14 protein-coding genes are annotated in these 16,692 nt (G+C 46.0%); 11 read left to right on the top strand and 3 right to left on the bottom strand.

Annotated features, from left to right (window positions below; all coding sequences use genetic code 11):
- The first annotated feature begins 1 nt into the window (after window position 1).
- The 4 genes from hutI to AAHN97_RS17375 are packed head-to-tail and all read left to right on the top strand — an operon-like array spanning window position 2 to window position 3,737.
- Window positions 2-1,219 carry an imidazolonepropionase gene (gene hutI / locus AAHN97_RS17390; RefSeq protein WP_343303330.1) on the top strand — a complete coding sequence of 406 codons (1,218 nt, stop codon included), beginning with the start codon at window positions 2-4 and terminating at the stop codon, window positions 1,217-1,219.
- Window positions 1,216-2,205, top strand: coding sequence for a formimidoylglutamase (gene hutG, locus AAHN97_RS17385; RefSeq protein ID WP_343303329.1), 990 nt, complete (start codon window positions 1,216-1,218; stop codon window positions 2,203-2,205). The genes hutI and hutG overlap by 4 nt, the downstream gene beginning before the upstream one ends.
- A complete protein-coding gene (locus AAHN97_RS17380) occupies window positions 2,202-2,690 on the top strand; it encodes a metallophosphoesterase family protein (protein WP_343303328.1) in 489 nt (162 codons plus the stop codon). The genes hutG and AAHN97_RS17380 overlap by 4 nt, the downstream gene beginning before the upstream one ends.
- Window positions 2,691-2,717: 27 nt before the next feature.
- Window positions 2,718-3,737 (top strand): DUF4421 domain-containing protein, encoded by a 1,020-nt coding sequence (locus AAHN97_RS17375; RefSeq protein ID WP_343303327.1) that lies wholly within the window; start codon window positions 2,718-2,720, stop codon window positions 3,735-3,737.
- Here the strand turns inward: AAHN97_RS17375 and AAHN97_RS17370 are convergent.
- Window positions 3,734-4,366 (bottom strand): HD domain-containing protein, encoded by a 633-nt coding sequence (locus AAHN97_RS17370; RefSeq protein WP_343303326.1) that lies wholly within the window; start codon window positions 4,364-4,366, stop codon window positions 3,734-3,736. The genes AAHN97_RS17375 and AAHN97_RS17370 overlap by 4 nt on opposite strands.
- 173 nt (window positions 4,367-4,539) lie before the next feature.
- On the opposite strand from AAHN97_RS17370, the gene AAHN97_RS17365 reads away from it, so the two are divergent.
- From AAHN97_RS17365 to AAHN97_RS17345, 5 genes are all read left to right on the top strand, one after another.
- Window positions 4,540-5,049, top strand: coding sequence for an RNA polymerase sigma-70 factor (locus tag AAHN97_RS17365; protein ID WP_343303325.1), 510 nt, complete (start codon window positions 4,540-4,542; stop codon window positions 5,047-5,049).
- 77 nt (window positions 5,050-5,126) lie between these two features.
- Window positions 5,127-6,203 (top strand): FecR family protein, encoded by a 1,077-nt coding sequence (locus AAHN97_RS17360; RefSeq protein WP_343303324.1) that lies wholly within the window; start codon window positions 5,127-5,129, stop codon window positions 6,201-6,203.
- Between the two features lie 114 nt (window positions 6,204-6,317).
- Window positions 6,318-9,638 carry a TonB-dependent receptor gene (locus tag AAHN97_RS17355; RefSeq protein WP_343303323.1) on the top strand — a complete coding sequence of 1,107 codons (3,321 nt, stop codon included), beginning with the start codon at window positions 6,318-6,320 and terminating at the stop codon, window positions 9,636-9,638.
- Window positions 9,639-9,669: 31 nt separating this feature from the next.
- A complete protein-coding gene (locus tag AAHN97_RS17350; RefSeq protein ID WP_343303322.1) occupies window positions 9,670-11,223 on the top strand; it encodes a RagB/SusD family nutrient uptake outer membrane protein in 1,554 nt (517 codons plus the stop codon).
- 10 nt (window positions 11,224-11,233) lie between these two features.
- A complete protein-coding gene (locus AAHN97_RS17345; RefSeq protein WP_343303321.1) occupies window positions 11,234-11,539 on the top strand; it encodes a hypothetical protein in 306 nt (101 codons plus the stop codon).
- 169 nt (window positions 11,540-11,708) lie between these two features.
- Here the strand turns inward: AAHN97_RS17345 and AAHN97_RS17340 are convergent, their stop codons facing one another.
- Window positions 11,709-13,985, bottom strand: coding sequence for an aconitate hydratase (locus AAHN97_RS17340; RefSeq protein WP_343303320.1), 2,277 nt, complete (start codon window positions 13,983-13,985; stop codon window positions 11,709-11,711).
- 151 nt (window positions 13,986-14,136) lie between these two features.
- On the opposite strand from AAHN97_RS17340, the gene AAHN97_RS17335 reads away from it, so the two are divergent.
- Window positions 14,137-14,358: a PspC domain-containing protein gene (locus AAHN97_RS17335; RefSeq protein ID WP_074243026.1), complete on the top strand. Its 222-nt coding sequence runs from the start codon at window positions 14,137-14,139 to the stop codon at window positions 14,356-14,358.
- Window positions 14,359-14,485: 127 nt separating this feature from the next.
- Window positions 14,486-15,955, top strand: coding sequence for an IPT/TIG domain-containing protein (locus AAHN97_RS17330; protein ID WP_343303319.1), 1,470 nt, complete (start codon window positions 14,486-14,488; stop codon window positions 15,953-15,955).
- 39 nt (window positions 15,956-15,994) lie between these two features.
- Here AAHN97_RS17330 and AAHN97_RS17325 read toward each other — a convergent pair whose 3' ends face one another.
- Window positions 15,995-16,387 (bottom strand): hypothetical protein, encoded by a 393-nt coding sequence (locus tag AAHN97_RS17325; RefSeq protein WP_343303318.1) that lies wholly within the window; start codon window positions 16,385-16,387, stop codon window positions 15,995-15,997.
- Window positions 16,388-16,692 lie beyond the last annotated feature (305 nt).

Here is a 16,692-nt window from a genome sequence, read left to right as displayed (position 1 = left end):
TATGAAACTGACCGGACCATTTTCACAGATACTGCCGCTGAAAGGCTTGCCATTAAAAGGCCCGCTGAAAGATGAGCAACTGGAGATCATTGAACAGGGCGGCGTGATCATGCAGGAAGGGAAAGCCCCTGAATTAGGTGTGTTCAAGGAACTGCAAAAGCAGTATCCAGGTATATCCACTCATTTCATTGAGGAACCGGCAGTATTACTTCCCGGCTTTATTGATGCACACACGCACATCTGTTTTGCCGGCAGCAGGAACCGTGACTATGCTATGCGCATCGCCGGAAAGTCTTACCTGGACATAGCACGCGCTGGTGGCGGCATCTGGGATTCCGTCATGAAAACAAGGGAAGCAGGCGAAGCAGCATTGATAGCAAATACGGTTGCCCGTGCAGACCGTCATTTAAAAGATGGCGTAACTACCATAGAAGTAAAAAGCGGATACGGCCTGAACCTCGAAGCAGAACTTACCATGCTCCGGGCTATCCGTTCCGCAGGATTATACACCAAAGCAACCCTTATTCCTACCTGCCTGGCAGCACATATGCGGCCACGCGATTTTGACGGAGATGAAAAAGCTTACCTCCGCTGGATACTCAGTGAGCTGCTGCCTGTATTAAAAGAAGAACAACTCACTAACAGGGTAGACATCTTCATTGAAGAAACAGCCTTCTCCACAAAAGATGCACTATCATTTTTAGAGCAGGCCGCAAAAGCAGGATTCAAATTAACCGTACATGCTGATCAGTTCAGCAGCGGGGGATCACAAGTGGCCGTGAAAGCAAAAGCACTATCTGCGGACCACCTGGAAGCTTCCACGGAAACGGATATACGGCAACTGGCATCCTCTGAAACAGTAGCGGTAGTATTACCCGGTGCTTCATTGGGACTAGGCATGCATTATGCACCTGCCCGGAAACTCCTGGATGCAGGAGCGTCCGTAGCCATTGCCAGTGACTGGAATCCAGGCTCCGCACCCATGGGAGATCTGTTAACACAGGCCGCTGTAATGAGTGCAGCAGAAAGATTATCCACCGCCGAAGTGCTGGCCGGCTTAACTTCCCGCGCAGCGAAAGCATTGGATATAACTGTGCCTGGCGCAGATTTTCAGGCTTATCCCTGCAAAGACTACCGGGACATCCTTTATTACCAGGGGCGTATGAAACCTTTTATGGTGTGGAAGAACGGAGAACTCATTCAAACCACTATCGCATGACCTTAGTTTGTTATCAACCTACAGCTACACCATGGGAAGGCCGCAGGGATGGAGATGATGTTGCTTCCTTACGCTGGCACCAGTACATCAAACCAGTAGATATCAGCCGGGAAGGTCTACCCATCTTAAAAGCTGGCCAGAAAGGCATTGCCCTATTAGGTTTCACTTCTGATGAAGGTGTACGGCGCAATAAAGGAAGAACCGGTGCCGCTGCAGGACCAGCCGCGATCCGGAAAATGTGCGCCAACTTCCCCTTACATTTTGATGAGCATATATTAGTAGATGCCGGTAATATTATTTGCGAGGGTAACCAACTGGAAATGGCGCAGGAAGCGCTTTCCGCCACGGTGAACTATATCCTGAAAGAAGGGTACCTGCCTGTACTGGCTGGTGGCGGTCACGAAATAGCTTATGCGCATGAACGCGGTATCAGGCGTTTTACGGACACAACGCAGCAATTAGGCATCATCAATTTTGATGCGCATTTTGATCTGCGGGAGCCGGATGAAAACGGCCCAAGCTCCGGCACCGGCTTCTTCCAGATAGCACAGGACAGGGCCGCGGAAAATATACCCTTCCATTACCTGGCCCTGGGCATTCAGCAAAACAGTAATACCCGTAAACTTTTTCAAACGGCAGACGCCCTTGGTGTTGAATACCTCCAGGCCTCCCTCTTCCAGGAAAAGTACCGTGATCAGTTGCTGGGAGCCATCCAGGCATTCATCAAACGTACAGATAAGATCTACCTCACTGCCTGCATGGATGTATTTGCATCCCCTTATGCACCCGGCGTAAGTGCCACCGCTTATAATGGCCTGGTGCCGGATGCTTTGTTCCTGGATTGTTACCGTACGGTATTAAGGAGCGGAAAGCTCGCCGGAACGGACATTGCAGAAGTAAACCCCACGCTTGACCAGGATAATCGTACCGCTAAACTGGCAGCATCACTTGTCTATGAGATAGTGATGAATTACTTTGCAGTATGAAGATTGGATTGATGTCTGATACGCATGGTTACCTGCATCCCAAAGTATTCCATCATTTTGAGAAAGTGGACCAGATCTGGCATGCCGGTGATATCGGGAATGTAGCCCTGGCAGATCAACTGGAAGCTTTCAAGCCGCTCAGGGCAGTTTATGGGAATGTGGACGGGCAGGATCTGCGTGTTCGTTATCCTGAACATAACCTGTTCATGTGCGAAGGCATGAAGGTATGGATGACACACATTGGGGGATATCCTCCCAAATATACAACAGCCATAAAACCATATATTGTAAAGAAGCGCCCGCAACTCTTTATCAGCGGGCATTCACATATACTCAAGATCATGCCGGATCCGGCACTACAATTGTTACATATAAACCCGGGAGCCTGTGGCAAGCAGGGCTGGCATAAAGTAAAAACGCTGGTGCGCTTTGATGTGGAGAACGGGGGAATTAAAAATGTGGAAGTGATAGAATTGCCGGATTGATCTTATCTTATAAGCCTACTGACTGTTATGAATATACGCTGTGTTGTACCTGTATTAGTGCTCTTTTTGTCTGCTTCGGCAGCATCTGGGCAACAGCGCCTGAAAAGATTGCTGCAAACGGAAAATGATTCTGCCTACATAGAAGATCATACGGAAGATCTGACGGTACGCATCTTTGGTTCCCGGAAATACACCTATTATGATATAGTGGACAAACGCCTCAAAGAAGAAGTGTTATACCGCCCCAATACCAGCAATAACCTGGGTATTGGTGTCAACTACAAGTTCATTGGTATCAATATCGGTTTCAAAATTCCTTTCATCAATAATGATGACGACAAGTATGGTAAAACCAAATACCTCGATCTGCAATCGCATTTATACCTGCGCAAACTGGTCATAGATTTCTACGGGCAGTATTACAAAGGATATTACCTGGCCAACCGCCGGTTCAATTCGCAGGCTTTAACACTCAGGCCGGATATGTATAATACGGACCTTGGTTTGAATGTGCAATATATCTTCAACGATAAAAGATTTTCTTACCGGGCTGCTTATCTGCAGAATGAATACCAGAAAAAGAGCGCTGGTTCTTTCATTGTGGGAGGAGAGGTTTTTGCCTGGAAGATGAAAGGCGATTCCGCCCTGATCCCTGCTAATCTGGGAGTAGAGGGCTTTTTCGATAATGAACCTTTCCATAAAACAAGTAGTGTGAGCATCGCTGCCAATGTGGGCTATGCACATACCTTTGTTATCAAAAAATACTTCTTTATTACAGCTTCACTAACGGGCAGTGCAGGTGTGAATCAAACCGTACTGAATTACCTGGACGGGCGTAATAAGCGCCGCGAATTTGGGTGGCAGCTGAATAACACGGTGCGTTTCTCTGCAGGGTATAATTCCAGTAAATACTTTGCAGGTATTCATTACGTGGATATGGTAACCCGGAGTGAATCTCCTGTGAACCGTACCTATCAGACCTTTGGTACGGGTAACTTCAGGGTGAGTGTAGCGAAGCGTTTTGCTTTGAAGAAACCTTTGTTCTAAAGCTGTTCTAATTCCCGCTCCATATTCTCTCTTGCTTTCTTCTCATATTTCTCCCTGAAAACAGCTGTTTTATAAATACTGGGCTGACTTAAAAAGTGCTGTAATACTTTCTTCCGGCCTCTTTTATACATAAAGGAAGGGTAAAGGCCGTATTCTTTCCTGACCTGCTTTGTATATGCCTCATATTGGGCAGGTGTGGAACCAAGGATGTGCAGGTCAAAGTCCAGCAGGTAATCCAGGTCAGGATCTCCCAGGGGGTTGACATGTTTTTGTGTGGCAGCAATGAATGTGAACACTTTCTGCTGTTTATCATCCGGGTAACCTATCCTGTTCAAAAAGGCCACGGCTTCCTGCGCACTTTTCTCTTCATTATCACTGCGGGTCACTTTGTACACAATATCATGGAAATAGATGGCATACAGCAGGCTGTCGTTATCCACAATAAGCGGCGCATACTGCTGTTGCAGGCAGATCAGGTCGCTGAGATGCACCGTGTTATGATAATGCCTTCCCGGAGCGCTGTACCTTTTAATGATCTTGTCAATGGTCTGCGAGGCTAGGTTTGGGTTACGGGCAGACGTTTTATTGGTTAACAGCAGCCAGTAGTTTTTGATACTTTCTCTGTGCATATAAGCGAATTTGCAAATAATGGGCCATTTCCGGCTGGTTGTTCCCGATAATATACCACCATAATTAGTGAAATATCTGGAAATAATTGCTGAAAATGTGTTTTAGCTTTAGTATACAGCCATATATGAGCATAGAACCATCATTTTACAGCACGTTTTGGAAAACAGGGGACATGAGGTCATTCAAATGCATGATGAATGAATTTGGGTCCTCGCTTCACTATTTTGCCGATAGCATAGTGGGCAACCTGCAGGAAGCTGAGGAGATCGTGTCTGATGTGTTCATTAAAATATGGCAGCAAAGGGAAAACCTGCCCCCTCCGGATAATATCAGATTCTACCTCTTCAAAGCAGTTAAAAACACAGCCCTTAATTACCTGAAAAGCAAAGGCCGCCGCGCCGCTAATCTTGCAGCCTGGGAATTGCAGGTGAACCTGCGTGAACAAAATCCGGAAGAGATCATGATCAGTAAAGAAGATGTTACCTCTATAAGGTCCGTGATCGGTCAGCTGCCGCCAAGATGCCGGCAGATCTTCATCCTTGTAAAAGAAGACGGGCTTACATACGAGCAGGTGGCACATCTGCTGGATATTTCAAAAGCTACGGTGAATGTTCAAATGACCCTCGCCCTGAAAAAGATATGGGGTGCCCTGAATACAGCGCTCAAAGTTTCCCATTCCTGATTTTTTTTCTTCCTCCCTTAATTGTTTTACTTTTTACGGTTGTCTTATTATTACTTAAATCGCATATGCTCATATAAATGACCAATCGACTATGGGAATTATTGGCCCTTTACTGGCGCAATGATATTACAAACGAGGAAAAAGCCGAGTTGGAGCAATTGCTGCTGGAGCATCCGGATGTATGGCTGAAATCTGGTTTAATAGACCAGCTTTCCTTTTCCAGGAAACCCCTGATGGATGAAGGGGCTGTGGAAGCATGGGCAGATAAGGTTGCCCGGGAAATTGAAAAGATGGAAAGTGCTCCGGTAATGTTTGAACAGGAACAGGTTGTCAAAAAACGGCCGCCGCTCCGCATCGCATTATTCACGCTGCTTTCCCTTGTGATCGCCACCTGCCTGTTTGTTATATACAGGCAATGGGGAGGCATGCCGGATGGCTATAAGCTTGTAACAACAGATGCTGGCATGAAAACGAAGATCCGCTTTTCCGATGGTTCCACCGTATGGCTTAACGCGGGCAGCACTTTAAAATATCCGCCGAAATTTGATAAGCAGGTAAGGGAAGTGTTCCTGAGTGGTGAAGGATATTTTGATGTACAGCAACATGCCGGTAAACCTTTTATTATTCATACGGAAAAGATGGATATCAGGGTGTTGGGTACGGCATTTAATGTTCGTTCTTATAAGGATGAAGGGTTTACGGAAACTGCATTGATCTCCGGGGCAGTGGAAGTATTGGTGAAAGAGGCCAACAGGGCCGGGAGGATCATATTGAAACCCAATCAGAAAATAGTAGTCAGTGACAGTAAACATATAAAAACAAAAAACGAAGAGGCCACCATCATTGAACAGTCCGGTGATATGATCATTGAGCGGAAAGCGCTCTCCGCCATAGGTACACCGGATAGTGGCCAGGTAGCTGAAACCGCCTGGGTAAGGAACAGGTTCCTCTTTGAAAATGAAACACTGGAGTTTATCTCCCGGAGGCTGGAACGCTGGTACGGCATTAAGATCATTATAGAAGACCCGCAACTTTCCACGTTGAGATTTACCGGGCGCGCAGATAATTTATCACTTGAAAAACTATTAACGATCCTACAGGAAATTCAACCGTTTAATTATTCCATAGAAGATGATACCGTAATCATAAAATAACCTTTACTATGTGTTCTATAACCAAAATAAGGGGCGCTCCCCTATAGGGAATGGCATGTCTATACAGTTCCGACACTTCTACAGAAATCACCCAAATCTTAATTCCGCTGGAGTATGAAAAAATCAATTACGCAATTGTATCAGTTGCCTGCATGTGCAGGAAAGATCCTGCAACTGATCAAATTCACCGCAGTGCTTTTGTTGCTTTTCTTTAAAGTATCTGCTGCGGGATATTCTCAAAACACAATATCCGTTTCATTTGAAAAAACCGAAGTAGAAAAGGCCTTCCGTTTCCTGGAAAAGAAAACCGGCTATATTTTTTATTACAGCAATACCGAGGTGGAGAAACTGCCCAGGCTGAGCCTTCAGCTGACGGATGTTCCTTTCCGTCAGGTATTGGATTCCATTTCCGGGATCACCGGCCTGCATTATGCCATCATTGATAATAAAATGGTAGTGTTTAAAAAAAACGCTACGCAGGTCCAGGTACAAAAAGTAAATGGTAAAGTATCCGATGAAAAAGGGAATCCATTACCCAATATTACCGTGCAGGTAAAAGGAACCGGTACAGGAACACTCACAAATACAGATGGCACCTTTTCGCTGGAAGTTCCTGCAGGTGCTACCTTGGTGATCTCCGGCATCGGTTACATAAAACAGGAGATCAGTGTGGAGGGCCGCACGGCATTTGATATTGTGCTGAAAGAAGATGTTGCCGGGTTGAATGAAGTAGTGGTAGTAGGTTACGGCACACAGGAAAAACATAAACTCACCAGTGCCGTAGCCACTGTAAGTGGTGCAGAACTGAACAAACGTACTGCTACCAATCCTGTGAGCCTGCTGCAGGGGCAACTGCCCGGCCTGCAGGTAACGCAGGGATCAGGAGAACCCGGTAATGAAAACATTGTATTACGGATCAGGGGTATCAGTACTTTCAGTGGTGCAGGTAATGATCCATTAGTGATTGTAGACGGGTTACCCGGTAGCCTGAGCGTTTTGAACCCCAATGATATTGAATCTGTTTCTGTGCTGAAAGATGCCGCTTCTGCTGCTATCTATGGATCCAGGGGGGCAAATGGTGTGATTGTGGTTAAAACCAAAAAAGGAAAAGGAACCGGCTTTACCGTGCAATACGGATATAACCTGGGCATTTCAAAAGCTACCAAGCTCCCGGATGTGATCACCAATTCCGCGGAATATATGCAACTGTCCAACGAAGCACGTACCAATTCCGGCCTGGCTCCTTTGTACACACAGCAACAGATAGATCTGTATCAGAATGCTACAGACCGGGTAAAATATCCTAACCATAACTGGCTGAATGACCTGTTCCGCACCGCATACACACAGAACCATTACCTGAATATGAGCGGGGGAAGAGAGAATGTCAATTACAGCCTGGGCCTTGGTATTAACCTGCAACCAGGCGTGATGATAGGATTCGACTATAAAAAATATACGCTGGACCTGGGGCTTAGCTCAAGAGTGAATAAAAGGGTTACACTGGGAACAAATATCCAGATGCGGTATGGCGACAGGAAATTCCCCCCGCAGGGTGCCGGGGATATGTTCCTTTCCACACTGGCCCAGTCTCCGCTTTATCCCCCACGCGCGCCTGACGGCAGATGGATTAAGAGAGCATACTCTAATGAATTGGGCAATAAGAACACGGTGGCCATAGTAGGTGAAAATGTGATCACACGCTCAGCAGATTATTATGCACAGGGTAACCTTTCCCTCGATGTGGATATCATAGACGGCTTAAAATGGGAGAACAGGGCAGGTATGAATTACAATGCCGTAAAGAACAACGATTTCAGGCCCGTAGTGCCTACGTTTTTTTATAACGATATGAGCCCCGCAGGGCTGCTGGATGTTGGAACGCCGGGCCTTTCGTTAGCTAATACAGGCAATGTTTATACTGTTTTCTACAGCCAGTTCACTTACAGGAAAAAGCTGGGTGTACACAACCTATCCGCATTAGCCGGTTATCAGCAGGAGCATAATAAAGGCGATCAGCTGAATGCAAGCCGCACACAGTTCCCTACCAACCTGCTGCGGGAATTAAATGCAGGTCCTGCTGAAGGACAGGCCAATAGCGGTACTTCCAGCGAATGGGGCATCCGTTCTTTTTATGGCAATGTGAACTACGATTACAAGGATAAATACCTGCTCGGTGCAAGCCTTCGTTATGATGGTACATCCCGCCTCCCGGCAGACAATCGTTGGGGTTTGTTCTATTCATTTTCCGGAGCATGGCGTATTTCGGAAGAAGCATTCCTGAAAGATGTTTCCTGGTTAAATGATCTGAAGATCAGGGGATCGTTCGGTGAATTAGGTAATCAGAATATTGGCACCTATCCTTATCAGCCTACATTGGATAACCGCCCTTATGTATTTGGCGGAACTGTTACCAACGGCTTTGCTGCCAGCTCACTGGTAGACCCTAACCTTACATGGGAAAGTACCCGGGTACTTGACTTCGGCATTAACCTCACCGCTCTCAATAACCGCATCAATATCACGGCAGACTGGTTCAACAAATATACTTTCGACATTCTCAGAAGTTCACAGGTGCCGGTATGGCTGGGATTAAATGCACCCGTGATCAATAACGGTGCCGTGAGGAATAAAGGATTTGAATTCACTGTTCAGTATAATGATAACATTGGAAAAGATTTTAGTTATAACCTGAATGCAAATTTCCAGACGTATAAAAATAAACTGGAGAAGTTCGGAAAGAAAGAGATCGGCGGCACAACAATAAGGGAAGAAGGGCATGAGCTGGATGGATATTATATCTATGTATGGGATGGGATCTTCCAGACTGCTGATGAGATCCTGAAATCGCCCAAACAACCTGTTACGCCAACACCTGGTGATCTGAAAATAAAGGATGTAAAAGCAGATGGTAAAGTAGATGATCAGGACCGTACGTACGTGAAAGGGAAATACCCCACCTTTCAATATTCTTTCAACCTTGGCCTTAACTGGAAAGCGTTTGACCTGAGTGCACAATTCTATGGCTCCCGCGGACAGAAAATATATGTGAACGGATGGGGGATTGAACCATTCAGGCAGGGATCTGTTCCCACCACAGACTGGCGGAACCGCTGGACGCCCACCAATCCCACCAACACAATGCCTAAGATCTACGTTGCAGATGGTTATGCGCCGGTGCAGAACTATGCATCTACTTATTTCCTGAAAGAGGCATCTTTCCTGCGGCTGCGTAACCTCCAGCTGGGTTATACAATGCCTGTTCAGCTCATTAGCCGGATCAGCATGAAATCGCTCCGGATCTATGCCAGCGCGGATAATGTGTTTACCGTCAGCAAATTCCCCGGGCTGGACCCTGAGCGCGCCGGTGATGGTAACTATGTGACCTACCCGCAAACAAGAACGTTTACGCTGGGTGCGATGGTTCAGTTTTGATTATAACTCTATTCAGATAAATGATATGCATATGAAACAGTATCAGAAATATATCTTAATGCTCCTGTGTGTTACTGCCACCATGCTGGGTGCCTGTAAAAAAGGATTCCTGGATGTAACACCGCCAGACAAATTATCTTCTGACCTTTTCTGGAAAACAGAAGCAGATGCAGACCTTGCCTTAAGTGGTTTGTACAATTACCTCTATCAGAGTGGTGGTGGCTATGCCACATCCATGTATGAAATATTTGCATGGGATAACTTCAGTGATGATTCTTACGGGCAGTATAACTATGGCGGCGGGCAAACCGCACTTTCTTCGGGGATCACGCCACAATCCGGCGATTTCGTTTATAATTACTACGCCAATTCTTATAAAGCAATTGCAGCCGCTAATTCATTTATTGTAAATGTTGATAAGGTGCTGACCGGCGACAAACTAACCAGGTATAAAGCAGAAGCCCATTTCATCAGGGCTTTCAATTATTTCTGGCTGGCACAGCTTTACGGCAATACCATCATCACCAAAGAAGATCCTTTCACAATAGATTTCTCCGCCACCAGGGCCAAGTCTGATAAGGCAGATGTGTTGAAACTGGTGGAAGAAGACCTGGATGTGGCTATTGCAGGTTTACCGGATGTAACTTATGGAGATGGCCATGCTACAAAAAGCACTGCACAGGCATATAAAGTAAGGGCCTTGCTCTTTCAGAAAAAATACGGGCCTGCTGCCACGCTGGCTAAAGAGATCATGTCAGGTAATAAGTACAGCCTGTATGCTAATTATGCAGGTAACTTTTATAAACCTGATCAAAACAGCAGCAAGGAGATCATGTTCTCCGTAAAATACCAACGCCCGAATGTTTTACACCAGGATGTGGCAGTGGCAGTACAACTGCAACGCTGGAAAGGAGAACTGGGTACACAGAACCTGATTGATGAATATGAAGCTGCAGATGGAAAGGACACGGCTTCTTCTGCAGTATACGTAAAAGGGAAACCATTTGAAAACAGGGATCCCAGGATGCGGATGACCTTTTTCTTTCCGGGAGATACAAAGGCACAGGGTTGGCCTTTTACAGGGGTTTTGTCTGTTGCCACACCGGGTAAAGACAGTTGGATAGTTGGTTATTATGCCGTGAAAAAATGGCTGGACCCTTCCCTGGTAGATCCGGATTATGGCACCATCGATGATAATGATTTTGTATTACTGCGTTATGCGGATGTATTGCTCATGTTTGCGGAAGCACAAAATGAATTGGCTGGTCCGGATGCAGATGTATATGCTGCTATAAAGCTGGTGAGGAACAGGGTTAATATGCCGGATCTTCCTGCAGGCTTAACAAAGGACGAGATGCGCAACCGTATCAGGCATGAAAGAAGGGTAGAGTTTGCATTGGAAGGATTGCGTTATTTTGATCTGAGAAGATGGGGTATAGCCCGTGAGAAATTGAATGGTTTTGTACAGAATCCCCTGACACCAACGATCAAAACAAAATACGAAGCCCATTATGATCTGTGGCCGCTTCCACAAACGGAAATAGACCGCAATGCGCCGGTACTGATCCAGAATCCGAGTTACTGATTATTTGTTTATGGTTGATAGAAAAAGCCCTGCTCCTTTTGGAGTGGGGTTTTGTTTGCTGAAAAAAAAGCCGCCGCTTTTATTGCTGATTAAAAAGCCTCGCGCCGTAAGGAACAAGGTTTGTTTTTCTTTTAAAAATTCCTCGCTTTTATTGCTGATTAAAAAGACCTGCTCTATAAGGAACGAGGTTTGTTTTTCTTTTAAAAATTCCTCGCTTTTATTGCTGATTAAAAAAGCCCTGCTCTGTAAGGAAGAAGGTTTGTTTTCTATTAAAAATTCCTCGCTTTTATTGCTGATTAAAAGACCTGCTCTATAAGGAACGAGGTTTGTTTTTCTTTTAAAAATTCCTCGCTTTTATTGCTGATTAAAAAAGCCCTGCTCTATAAGGAACGAGGTTTGTTTTCTATTAAAAATTCTCGCTTTTATTGCCAAAAAAAGCCCCGCTCCAAATGGAACGGGGCTTCGTATCAGTGTATGATGTTCTCTTATTTCTTAGCGGCTGCTGCAAACTGCGCCCTGATCACATTCAATGCACCACCTGCTTTGAACCACTCAATTTGTTGTTCATTGTAGGTATGGTTCACTACGATCTCATCCTTAGAACCATCTTTGTGGTTTAAAACAACCGTCAGTGGTTTGCCAGGCGTGAACTCAGTAAGACCAACAATATCAATGCTGTCATCTTCCTGGATCTTTTCGTAATCATCCTTGTCATTGAAAGTCAACCCGAGCATACCTTGTTTTTTCAGGTTGGTTTCGTGGATCCTTGCGAAAGATTTCACGAGGATGGCGCGAACACCCAGGTGACGTGGTTCCATTGCAGCGTGCTCGCGGCTGGATCCTTCACCATAGTTTTCATCACCCACCACAATGGAGCCAATGCCCGCAGCTTTGTAAGCACGTGCAGTAGCAGGTACAGCGCCGTATTCACCAGTCAGCTGGTTCTTAACAGTATCCGTTTTATCGTTGAAGCCATTCACGGCACCAATGAGCATGTTATTGGAAATGTTATCCAGGTGGCCACGGAACTTCAACCATGGACCTGCCATGGAGATGTGGTCTGTAGTACATTTACCTTTTGCCTTGATGAGCAGTTTCAGTCCTTTCAGATCAGTACCTTCCCATGCAGTGAAGGGTGCCAGCAACTGTAAACGGTCTGAAGTGGGGGAAACGATCACCTGTACGCCGCTGCCGTCTTCAGCAGGAGCCTGGTAACCGGCGTCTTCCACATCAAAACCTCTTGGAGGCAGTTCAAAACCTGCAGGTTCATCCAGTTTCACATCTTCACCTTTCCTGTTCTTCAGGGTATCTGTGAGCGGGTTGAAAGTAAGGTCTCCGGCAATAGCCAGTGCAGTAACAATCTCAGGAGAAGCTACGAATGCATGGGTAGAAGCCAGACCATCGTTCCTCTTCGCGAAGTTACGGTTGAAGGAAGTGATGATGGAGTTCTTACGGGTAGGATCGTCTATATGACGGGCCCATTGACCAATACAGGGACCGCAGGCGTTAGCCAGTACTACACCGCCAAAGTCAGCAAAGGTTTTCAGCAGGCCATCTCTTTCAATGGTGAAGCGAACCAGTTCAGAACCCGGGGTGATGGTGAATTCGGAATGTACGGGAAGGTCTTTATCGATAGCCTGTTTTGCCAGGGAGGCAGAACGGCTGATATCTTCGTAGGAAGAGTTGGTGCAGGAGCCTATCAGGGCTACTTCCAGTTTCTCAGGCCAGTTGTTTTCCTTTACTGCCTGTGCAAATTTGGAGATAGGCCATGCCAGGTCCGGCGTGAATGGTCCGTTTACATAAGGTTCCAGTTCATCCAGGTTGATTTCGATCACCTGGTCGTAGAACTTAGCAGGATCGTTGTATACAGCTTCATCCGGGCGGAGGTGTTCCCTGACGCCATCTGCCAGTTCAGCTACTTCTTTGCGGGAAGTGCCTTTCAGGTAGTCGGACATTTTAGTGTCGTATGCAAAAACGGAGCAGGTAGCGCCGATTTCAGCACCCATGTTACAGATGGTACCTTTACCGGTAGCGCTCATGCTGTCCGCACCTTCGCCAAAGTACTCCACGATGCAGCCTGTACCACCTTTTACGGTAAGGATACCAGCCACACGCAGGATCACGTCTTTAGGAGAAGCCCAGCCGCTCAGCTTACCTGTCAGTTTCACACCGATCAGTTTAGGCATTTTCAGTTCCCAGGCGAGGCCTGCCATTACGTCTACAGCATCTGCACCACCAACACCGATGGCCAGCATGCCCAGACCGCCAGCATTGGGGGTATGAGAGTCCGTACCGATCATCAGACCACCAGGGAAGGCATAATTCTCCAGTACAACCTGGTGAATGATACCAGCACCCGGTTTCCAGAAACCGATACCGTATTTATCAGAAATAGAGGCAAGGAAATCGTAAACTTCTTTATTGGTGTCTATAGCAGTAGCCAGATCCGCTACTGCACCGGTTTTAGCCTGGATCAGGTGATCACAGTGTACCGTGGAAGGTACGGCAACCGATGCACGGCCACAGGTCATGAACTGCAGCAAAGCCATCTGGGCAGTAGCATCCTGCATGGCAACACGGTCCGGCGCAAATTCCACATAAGATTTACCTCTTTCAAAAGGGGTAGTGGTTGGCGCGTACAGGTGGGCATAAAGGATCTTCTCAGCCAATGTAAGCGGGCGACCTAACATCTTACGGGTAGCTTCCACTTTACCCGGTAGTGCCGCATACAATTTTTTAATCATGTCAATATCAAACACCATGGAAATAAATAATTTATGAGCGAATACATTAAAAATTGCACCGCGAAGTTAAACAATTTCATAGAGTTTTTAAAGTAAACAGGCCTCGTTCTAATGTATAAATCCCCTAATTACATTTGTTATTTATGCTAGATTGTAATAAATTTGATATATGAATAAGATCAAAGACTTTGTTGAATGGAAGGCCTTTGGTGTTTGTACTGCGCTGGGTGAGAAATTGGGCATTGCCACATCACGCATCCGGATATTCTTTATTTATGCCACTTTTTTAGCCATGGGGTCTCCCCTGATCGTTTATATGATCCTGGCTTTCTGGATGAATATCAAGAATTATATCGCCAAGGCACGCCGGAATCCCTTACGCTACCTTTGAACAGGTAGACAAAATTTACTGGAAGCATATTAACTGATTTATCAAACGATATCAGCTGTTCTTATAAGAGCAGCTTTTTTTATGCCCCCAAGCTGCTCTCGTAAGAACAATTATAAAAACGAGAACCATGCCCAACACACTCCAAAAGCCGGCGATGCTGTTATGCACGCTGATGCTCTTTTTTGCAGCCTGTAAAAAGCCTGCCAGAATTACCCCCGGCCCCAATGAACCGGTTAAGCCTGAATTAACTTCTTTCCTGCCCGTTAAAGGGATGTCCCAGACAGAGGTAAAGATCAAAGGCAAAAACTTCAACCCCGCCAAAGCCATGAACGAAGTGCGTTTTGGAGGAACACTCACACAGGTACTGGAGGCTACTTCCACAGAACTGACGGTAACAGTGCCTGCCGGTGCCGCTACAGGAAAGATCACCGTGAAAGTGGGCGATCAAACGGTGACTTCTGCCACAGATTTCACGGTGGAGCCGGAAACACTCAGTATCATTGACTTCACGCCCAAACAAGGGCCTTTTGGTACCACCGTTACTATCACCGGCAGGCAGTTTGGGAATGATATCACGGTGAAGATCAATGGCGTAATAGCACAACTAAAACAAAGAAGTGCTACTTCCATTGTTTTCCTGATCCCTGCCAACACTTCCCTCACCTCGCATAAGATCCAGGTGACCTCTGATGGCGGCACAGTAGAAACGGCTACGAACTTTACCGTTACAGCCCCCGGCGCTTATGCAGAATGGGTAGACCTTCAGAAGGAATTCATTCCGGCGGCAGTATTTCCTTTCGGGGTATCTTTTGTGCATAAAAATAAGATCTACTGGGGGTTCACTAACCTGACCTTTGCAGAACCGCAGGCGGACTATGTTGTATACGACCCTGCTGATCATGCTAAAGGATGGGTATTACAGAACCATCCACCTGCAGATATGGTGCCGTCAAAACTTATCCATGCCACCGCAGTGGTGCATCAGGACAGAGTATTTTTCGGAACAGGTTTTCTGCAGGATGTTACCAGTGATTGGTGGGAGTTTAAACCCGAAACCAATACAGCCACCAGGTTAACAGACTATCCGGAAAAAACAGCCAACGGTATTTCCTTTGTTTTGAATGGAAATATCTATGCAGGTTTTGGTGGTGTCAATAAGCAGTTGTATAAATTCAACCCGGCAGGAACCGGAACATGGCAACCTGCCGTAACTGGTACTTTCAGAGAAATGAATGGTGCTGCTGTAGCAGTGTTGGGAAATAATGCTTACATCGGAGGAGCTATTATGGTAGCAGGAGAAGCCAGGAATGCCCTGTTCAAATTTACGGCCCCGAACCAATTGGTAAGGGTGAATGATCTGCCGGATGAACTGGCGCCATCCGTTATTTCTTTTGTTAAGGATAACAAGGTCTATTACATCGCACAACGGAATGTGTGGGAATATACCCCGGATGCTGCAGGCGGTGCTTACAGAGCCGTGATCGGAACAACAACGGGCCCTGTGATCATACACGTAGCGGAAGTGATGGTGAATGGGGTGAAGGAGATCTATGGATGGACGGGTTCCGGAAGACTACACAAGTTCAGGTTTAGATAAAAATACAAAAGGGCGGAAATCATTTCCGCCCTTTTATATTTATTCTAAATGAAATAAGGTCATACCCGCATAATGATTCTGCAACTGATGCACCATAATACTGCCTGGAATGTTACGCGTTTCATCCCGGTAATGCAAAGTGGTATGTGGCGCAGATCCATCGGAAAGTACCACGGTAAAAGGCCCGCGTACATAAGCCCGCCCATCGCTGTTCTCTTCTGATTTCGAGAACTTTAATTTAACCAGTTGCTCTTCCGTGAGTGGGATGGGGAAGAGGTCTTCCGCGCTGTACCAGCTTTCCTGTTCTTCATGCGTTAAAACACAAACCTGCTTTAATTCATGGTCTACCTGCAGGATCTTTCCTTCCATTATCTGCTCTTCATATTTCGCCAGCACAATATCACCTGCTTTTAATTCTGAAAAATTAATCATGGTGCTATTTTTAGTTTGTTATGAATTTAACGTAAAAAAGGAAAAGTAAAAAGTAAAAACTGCTTCATTTTCAATAACAAATAGCTGTTTTTTTGTTTTGATCGAAAATATATACCTTGTTATACTATGAGTTCGACCCATCTCTTTAAATAAATACACGTTATGGATACAAAAGGGGCGGTGCCATTGTTGGTGCTGCCCTATTTTTTTGCTTGCTGAGAAAAATAATTTACTAACTTGTTCCCGAATAACACCAAAATCCTCCCGCTCCACCGAGGAGGTACCGGAACCAGCAGGCATTGCTG

The sequence above is a fragment of the Chitinophaga niabensis genome, assembly GCF_039545795.1.
In the GTDB taxonomy this organism is placed as follows: Bacteria; Bacteroidota; Bacteroidia; order Chitinophagales; family Chitinophagaceae; genus Chitinophaga; species Chitinophaga niabensis_B.
The sequence above is the reverse complement of the archived record's forward strand: the minus strand, read 5'-3'. Positions and strand labels throughout refer to the sequence as shown.

Excerpts from the sequence above, each read along its gene's own strand:
- hutI (WP_343303330.1), top strand. The coding sequence starts at position 2 with ATGAAACTGACCGGACCATTTTCACAGATACTGCCGCTGAAAGGCTTG.
- hutG (WP_343303329.1), top strand. The coding sequence starts at position 1,216 with ATGACCTTAGTTTGTTATCAACCTACAGCTACACCATGGGAAGGCCGC.
- AAHN97_RS17380 (WP_343303328.1), top strand. The coding sequence starts at position 2,202 with ATGAAGATTGGATTGATGTCTGATACGCATGGTTACCTGCATCCCAAA.
- AAHN97_RS17375 (WP_343303327.1), top strand. The coding sequence starts at position 2,718 with ATGAATATACGCTGTGTTGTACCTGTATTAGTGCTCTTTTTGTCTGCT.
- AAHN97_RS17370 (WP_343303326.1), bottom strand. The coding sequence starts at position 4,366 with ATGCACAGAGAAAGTATCAAAAACTACTGGCTGCTGTTAACCAATAAA.
- AAHN97_RS17365 (WP_343303325.1), top strand. The coding sequence starts at position 4,540 with ATGAGGTCATTCAAATGCATGATGAATGAATTTGGGTCCTCGCTTCAC.
- AAHN97_RS17360 (WP_343303324.1), top strand. The coding sequence starts at position 5,127 with ATGACCAATCGACTATGGGAATTATTGGCCCTTTACTGGCGCAATGAT.
- AAHN97_RS17355 (WP_343303323.1), top strand. The coding sequence starts at position 6,318 with ATGAAAAAATCAATTACGCAATTGTATCAGTTGCCTGCATGTGCAGGA.
- AAHN97_RS17350 (WP_343303322.1), top strand. The coding sequence starts at position 9,670 with ATGAAACAGTATCAGAAATATATCTTAATGCTCCTGTGTGTTACTGCC.
- AAHN97_RS17345 (WP_343303321.1), top strand. The coding sequence starts at position 11,234 with ATGGTTGATAGAAAAAGCCCTGCTCCTTTTGGAGTGGGGTTTTGTTTG.
- AAHN97_RS17340 (WP_343303320.1), bottom strand. The coding sequence starts at position 13,985 with ATGGTGTTTGATATTGACATGATTAAAAAATTGTATGCGGCACTACCG.
- AAHN97_RS17335 (WP_074243026.1), top strand. The coding sequence starts at position 14,137 with ATGAATAAGATCAAAGACTTTGTTGAATGGAAGGCCTTTGGTGTTTGT.
- AAHN97_RS17330 (WP_343303319.1), top strand. The coding sequence starts at position 14,486 with ATGCCCAACACACTCCAAAAGCCGGCGATGCTGTTATGCACGCTGATG.
- AAHN97_RS17325 (WP_343303318.1), bottom strand. The coding sequence starts at position 16,387 with ATGATTAATTTTTCAGAATTAAAAGCAGGTGATATTGTGCTGGCGAAA.